8 protein-coding genes are annotated in these 5,977 nt (G+C 75.4%); all 8 read right to left on the reverse strand.

The annotated features are described in order from the left end of the window. Positions 1-166: 166 nt before the first annotated feature. Complete coding sequence (locus tag HGA02_RS08485) at positions 167-619, reverse strand: PH domain-containing protein (protein WP_343035384.1); 453 nt, start codon at positions 617-619, stop codon at positions 167-169. Next, positions 607-1,455, reverse strand: coding sequence for an ATP phosphoribosyltransferase (hisG, locus tag HGA02_RS08490; protein WP_124342815.1), 849 nt, complete (start codon positions 1,453-1,455; stop codon positions 607-609). The genes HGA02_RS08485 and hisG overlap by 13 nt, the downstream gene beginning before the upstream one ends. A 42-nt stretch (positions 1,456-1,497) precedes the next feature. Further along, positions 1,498-1,761 (reverse strand): phosphoribosyl-ATP diphosphatase, encoded by a 264-nt coding sequence (locus tag HGA02_RS08495; RefSeq protein ID WP_124342814.1) that lies wholly within the window; start codon positions 1,759-1,761, stop codon positions 1,498-1,500. Between the two features lie 323 nt (positions 1,762-2,084). Beyond that, positions 2,085-2,786, reverse strand: a complete 702-nt coding sequence (gene pnuC / locus HGA02_RS08500; RefSeq protein WP_168678652.1) for a nicotinamide riboside transporter PnuC — start codon at positions 2,784-2,786, stop codon at positions 2,085-2,087. Position 2,787: 1 nt separating this feature from the next. Further along, positions 2,788-3,252: a 6,7-dimethyl-8-ribityllumazine synthase gene (gene ribH / locus HGA02_RS08505; RefSeq protein WP_168678653.1), complete on the reverse strand. Its 465-nt coding sequence runs from the start codon at positions 3,250-3,252 to the stop codon at positions 2,788-2,790. Continuing rightward, a complete protein-coding gene (ribB, locus tag HGA02_RS08510) occupies positions 3,249-4,604 on the reverse strand; it encodes a 3,4-dihydroxy-2-butanone-4-phosphate synthase (protein ID WP_168678654.1) in 1,356 nt (451 codons plus the stop codon). The genes ribH and ribB overlap by 4 nt, the downstream gene beginning before the upstream one ends. After that, positions 4,601-5,242, reverse strand: a complete 642-nt coding sequence (locus HGA02_RS08515) for a riboflavin synthase (RefSeq protein ID WP_168678655.1) — start codon at positions 5,240-5,242, stop codon at positions 4,601-4,603. Before HGA02_RS08515 ends, ribB begins: the two co-directional genes overlap by 4 nt. After that, positions 5,243-5,977, reverse strand: a 735-nt coding sequence (ribD, locus tag HGA02_RS08520; RefSeq protein ID WP_168678656.1) for a bifunctional diaminohydroxyphosphoribosylaminopyrimidine deaminase/5-amino-6-(5-phosphoribosylamino)uracil reductase RibD, incomplete at its 5' end; no start/stop codon positions are given.

Consider the following 5,977-nt stretch of genomic DNA (forward strand, 5'->3'; position numbering starts at 1 on the left):
CCGACGATGAGCGCGCCGAGCAGGCTCCCCCACCCCGCGCCGCGGCCGCCGCGCCTGGCTCGGACGACCCTCCGCGGAACCCGCTCGCGCGGCGGTTCCTCGACACGCCGATCGGCCGGTGCACCGGTCCCTCGACGTGCCGGTCCGCCGGTGTGCGGGTCGACGCTCAGTCGTCCCGGGTCGTGCGGGTGTGCTCCGCGACGAGCGTCGCGAGCCGACGCGCCTCCGCCTCGGCGAGCTCGCCGTCGGCGCGCTGGATGCCCATGACGGCGAGCGTGTCACCGTCGGCCAGGTCGAGCTGGACCCAGGGGCGGCCGTGCCCGAACCGCACCGACACGATCTCGGACCACTCGAGCCGACGCGTGAGCATGAGGTTGCGGACCGTGAGGCCGCCGTCGTCCGCGCGGGCGCTCACCGTCGCCTGCCGCCAGCAGAACCACGCGATGAGCATGCCGACGAGCGCGAACCCCGCGCGGTCCAGCGGTCCGGCGTTCGGCAGGACCACGATGATGACGGCGGTGAGCACGAGCACCGCCACGGCCAGCGCGAGCGTCACGAGCCGCGCGAGCCGCGGCCGGAAGACCGTCGGGGCGGTCACGGCGACCGTCACAGGCGGCACGCGTGGATCGAGGTCACGAGGATCGCGCGCGCACCGAGGTCGTAGAGGGCGTCCATGACGCGGTTGGTCTGCGACCGCTGCACCATCGCGCGGACGGCGGCCCACTCGCGGTTGTGCAGCGGGGAGACGGTCGGCGACTCGAGGCCGGGCGTGATCGCGACGGCCTGCTCGACGAGCGAGAGCGGGACGTCGTAGTCGATGAGCACGTACTCCCGTGCGGTGAGCACGCCCTGCAGCCGCCGGGTGAGCACGTCGAGGCCCGTCGGCTCGTCCACGCCCGCGCGGCGGACCAGGACGGCCTCCGAGCGCAGGATCGGGTCACCGAAGATCTCGAGGCCGGCGGCCTTGAGCGTCGTGCCCGTCTCGACGACGTCGGCGATGACGTCCGCGACCCCGAGCCGCGTCGCGGTCTCGACCGCACCGTCGAGGCGCACGATCCCCGCGGCGCTCACCCCACGCTCGGCGAGGTACGCGGCGACGAGTCCCGGGTAGGACGTCGCGACACGACGGCCCTCGACGTGCGACACGTCGCTCATCTCGCCGACGGGCGCGGCCCAGCGGAACGTCGAGCGCCCGAAGCCGAGCGGGAGGTGCTCGACCGCGGCCGACTCGGAGTCGAGCAGCAGGTCGCGGCCGGTGACGCCGACGTCGACCGTCCCCGCGCCGACGTACACCGCGATGTCGCGCGGGCGCAGGAAGAAGAACTCGACGTCGTTGTCCGGGTCGGGCAGGACGAGCTCGCGGCTGTCGCGGCGCTGGCGGTAGCCGGCCTCGCGGAGCATCTCGGCGGCGGGCTCGGAGAGCGAGCCCTTGTTCGGGACGGCGATCCTCAGCACGGGGGTCCTATCGGGGGTGTCGGTGCGGGCGGGGCGGGAGGCTCAGAGGTGCGTGTACACGTCGTCGAGCGTGAGCCCGCGGGCCAGCATGAGGACCTGCAGGTGGTACAGCAGCTGGGAGATCTCCTCGGCGGTCCGCTCGTCGCTCTCGTGCTCGGCGGCCATCCACACCTCGGCGGCCTCCTCGACGATCTTCTTGCCGATCGCATGGACGCCGCCGTCGAGCTCGGTGACGGTGCGGGAGCCGGCGGGGCGCGTGGCCGCCTTCTCGGCGAGCTCGGCGAACAGGACGTCGAAGGTCTTCACGTCGGACAAGCCTAGACGGGCGTCCGGGGTGGCCTGTCGTGCGTCCGCCAGTCAGGCGTCGGCCCCCCTCCCTCCCCGGCCTCCCGCAGCCTGCGGTGAGCGTGGAGGATGTCGGTCGCAGCGGGCATCTCGGGCGTGAGAGGCGCAATGGCCTGTTATCGCGCATTCCGGACACACGGGATTCGTCGCGCCTCGCTCCCACCCGCCCAGCTCCCCGCCGGCCCAGCTCCCCGCCGGCCCACCTCCCCGCAGGCCGCGTTGCCCGCGGGATGCGCGATCGGCACGCCCGGAGCAGGGCCGCCCCACCGCCCGGCGGGCGTGGCTCAGGCGGCGACCTCGCTCCGCTCCCCCGCCGGTACGGCGGGCTCCTCGCCCCGAGCGCGCAGCCACACGGTGAAGCCGTAGATCACCACACCGGCGTAGACGACGTAGAGGACCGCGGACGGGTAGTAGCCCGCCGAGACGAGCAGCGGGACGCCGACGACGTCGACGGCGATCCAGATGAGCCAGAACTCGATCCAGCCGCGCGCCATGCCGTACGTCGCGAGCAGCGAGCCGACGAAGATCCACGCGTCGGCCCACGGCCCCCACGAGCCGAGCGCCGAGAACAGGGCCGCGAACCCGACGGTGCCGACGACGGCGACGCTCCCGATGAGCACCCACCCGCGCGGCCCGGCCCACCGCGGCACGACGGCCGGGGTGTCGGCGGGGGCGCCGTGCTCGAGCGCCGCGCGCTGCGTCTGGCGCCAGCGCACCCACCCGTACACGGACACGGCGACGAAGAAGACCTGACGCCCCGCCTGGCCGTACAGGTCGGTCTGCTGCGGGGTGTGGAACACGCCGCCGAGGAAGACGGTGAAGAGCAGGACGTTGCCGACGATGCCGACCGGCCACGCCCAGACACGACGGCGCAGGCCGCCGACGGCGGACGCGAGGCCGAACAGGTTGCCGACGATCTCGCGCCAGAGGACGTCGTGCCCCGCGATCGTCAGGGTCGCGTCGAACAGCCAGCCGAGCGGTCCCACGTCACAGGCCCCGCAGCGCCACGACGGTGGCGACGGCGGCCTCGGCGGCCTCGGCGCCCTTGTCCTCGTGCGAGCCCTCGAGGCCCGCGCGGTCGAGCGCCTGCTGCTCGTCGTCGCAGGTGAGGACGCCGAACCCGACCGGCACGCCCGTACGGACGGCGACGTCGGTGAGCCCGAGCGTCGCACCCTGGCAGACGTACTCGAAGTGCGGGGTGCCGCCGCGGATGACGACGCCGAGCGCGACGACCGCGTCCGACGTGCGCGCGGCGACGGCGGCCGCGACCGGCAGCTCGAACGTGCCGGGGACGCGCACGACGCGGACGTCCGTGACGTGGGCCTCGTCGAGCGCACGGCGGGCGCCGGCGAGGAGCCCGTCCATCACGGTCGTGTGCCAGCTCGCGGCGACGACGGTGACGCGCAGGCCGGTGCCGTCGACGGTCAGGGTGGGTGCTCCGGCACCGCTCATGCCAGGTCCTCCAGGTTCTCGAACGCGTGGTCGGTGGTGTCGGCGCCGGGCGTCGCGGGGGCCGCGAGCACGGGGCGGACGGGGATCGGGTCGCGCTGGGCGCCCGTCGGCAGGTGCAGCAGGTGCCCCATCGACGTGGCCTTGGTGCGCAGGTACGCCTCGTTCTGCGGGGTGCGCCCGACCTCGAGCCCGCGGACCTCCGCGACGTCGATGCCGTGCGCGCGCAGCCCGGCGACCTTGGCGGGGTTGTTCGTCAGCAGGCTCACGCGGCGCACGCCGAGGTCGGCCAGGATCGCCGCGGCCGCCCCGTACTCGCGCCGGTCGGCGGGCCACCCGAGGTCGAGGTTCGCCTCGACGGTGTCGCGCCCCTCGTCCTGCAGCGCGTACGCGGCGACCTTGGCGAGCAGGCCGATCCCGCGGCCCTCGTGCCCCCGCAGGTAGACGACGGCGCCGCCCTGCTCGGCGGCGAGCTCGAGCGCGGCGTCGAGCTGCGGCCCGCAGTCGCACCGCGCGGACCCGAACGCGTCGCCCGTGAGGCACTCGGAGTGCACGCGCACGACCGGCGTGGTCGCGAGCCCGCGCGTCGGCACGAGCGCGACGTGCTCGTCGCCCGTCCGCAGGTCGCGGTACCCGTGGATGCGGAAGTCGCCGTGCCGCGTCGGCAGGTAGGCGGTGTGCGTGGCGTGCACGCGGTCGCGCAGCGGTGCGGCCGCGGGGTCGACGGGCTCGACGTCGTCGTGCGCGGTGCGCCACGCGACGATGTCCTCGATCGTCAGGAGCACCAGACCCTCGGCCTGCGCGAGCGCCGACGCGTCGGGCAGACGCGTCATCGAGCCGTCGTCGTTCACGAGCTCGGCGATCGCGCCGACGGGCTCGAGACCTGCGAGGCGGCACAGGTCGACGGCGGCCTCGGTGTGGCCCGCACGGTGCAGGACGCCGCCGGGCACGGCGCGCAGCGGCAGGACGTGCCCGGGGCGGATGAGGTCCTCGTGCCCCGAGGCCGGGTCGGCGAGGACGCGCAGCGTGCGGGCGCGGTCGGACGCGGAGATGCCGGTCGTGACGCCCGTCGCGGCGTCGACCGTGACGGTGTAGGCGGTGCGTCGCGGGTCCTGGCTGTGCGGGACCATGAGCGGCAGGTCGAGCGCGTCGGCGCGCGCCGCGGGCATGGGCGCGCACAGGTACCCGGACGAGTGCCGGATGGTCCAGGCGACCCACTCGGGGGTCGCGGACTGCGCGGCCAGGATGACGTCGGCCTCGTTCTCGCGGTCGGGCGAGTCGGCGACGAGCACGGGCCGGCCGGCGCGCAACGCGTCGAGCGCGTCCTCGACCGTGCCGAGCCGCACGTCGCTCACCGGGCAGTCCCGGCGGTCCCGGCGTTCCCGGCGGTGGCGAGCAGGCGCTCGGTGTACTTGGCGAGGACGTCGACCTCGAGGTTGACGCGCGCGCCGGGCGCGAGCGAGCCGAGGGTCGTGACCGCGAGCGTCGTGGGGATGAGCGACACGCCGAAGGAGTCGTCGCCGACGTGGGTGACGGTGAGCGACACCCCCGACACCGTGATGGACCCCTTCTCCGCGACGTACCGCGCGAGCGCCGGCTCGAGCCCGATCTCGACCTCGTCCCAGCGCTGGCCGGGCGTGCGCGACAGCACCGTGCCGACGCCGTCGACGTGGCCCTGCACGACGTGCCCGCCGTAGCGGCCACCGACCGCGAGCGCCCGCTCGAGGTTGACGGTCCCGCCGGTGCCGAGGTCGCCGAGCGCGGTGCGGCGCAGGGTCTCGGGCATGACGTCGGCGGTGAACGTCCCGTCGCCGGGGAGGTCGGTGACGGTGAGGCAGACGCCGCTGACGGCGATCGAGTCGCCGGGCCGGGCGTCGGACGTGACGAGCGGGCCGCGGACGCGCAGGCGGGCGTCGGCGACGACCCCGTCGGCGTCGGTGCCGGGCTCGACGGCCTCGACGGTGCCGATCTCCTCGACGATGCCGGTGAACATTCAGGCCTCCTGGGTGGGCTGCGGGGTCGGGGTGGCGTGCGCGGGCTCGGGGGTGGCGACGACGAGGACGTCGGGTCCGAGGGGCAGCACGCTGCGGGTGGTGAGGCGGACGGCGTCGCCGATCGTGGTGACGCCGAGGTCGGCGACGGCCGCAGGGCCGGCACCGAGCAGGACGGGGGCGACGTAGGCGTGGACCTCGTCGACGAGCCCGGCGCGCAGGAACGCGGCGGCGAGGGTCGGGCCGCCCTCGACGAGGAGGTGGCGGACCTCGCGCTCGCCGAGGACGCGCAGGACGGCGGCGGGGTCGTGGGTGCGGACGTGGAGGAGCTCGCCGCCGGGGCCGAGCAGGCGGGCGTGGGTGGGGACGTCGCGGTGGCCGACGACGACGCGCAGCGGCTGGTCGGTGTGGAGCTCGCCGGCGGCGTTGCGCGCGGTGAGGGCGGGGTCGTCGGTGAGGACGGTGCCGGTGCCGACGGCGATCGCGTCGACCTCGGCGCGCAGGTCGTGCGCGTGGTGGCGCGCGACGTCGGACGTGATCCAGCGGCTCGTGCCGTCGGCGGCGGCGACGCGCCCGTCGAGGGTCGTGGCGAGCTTGAGGGTGACGAAGGGACGTCCGCGCTCGACGGACGCGAGCCAGGTGCCGAGCAGCGTGCGGCCCTCGTCCTCGAGGACGCCGGTGAGGACGTCGACGCCGGCCTGCCGCAGCCGGTCGGCGCCGCCCGCGGCGACGGGGTT

The organism is Cellulomonas septica (assembly GCF_012396155.1).
In the GTDB taxonomy this organism is placed as follows: domain Bacteria; phylum Actinomycetota; class Actinomycetes; order Actinomycetales; family Cellulomonadaceae; genus Cellulomonas; species Cellulomonas septica.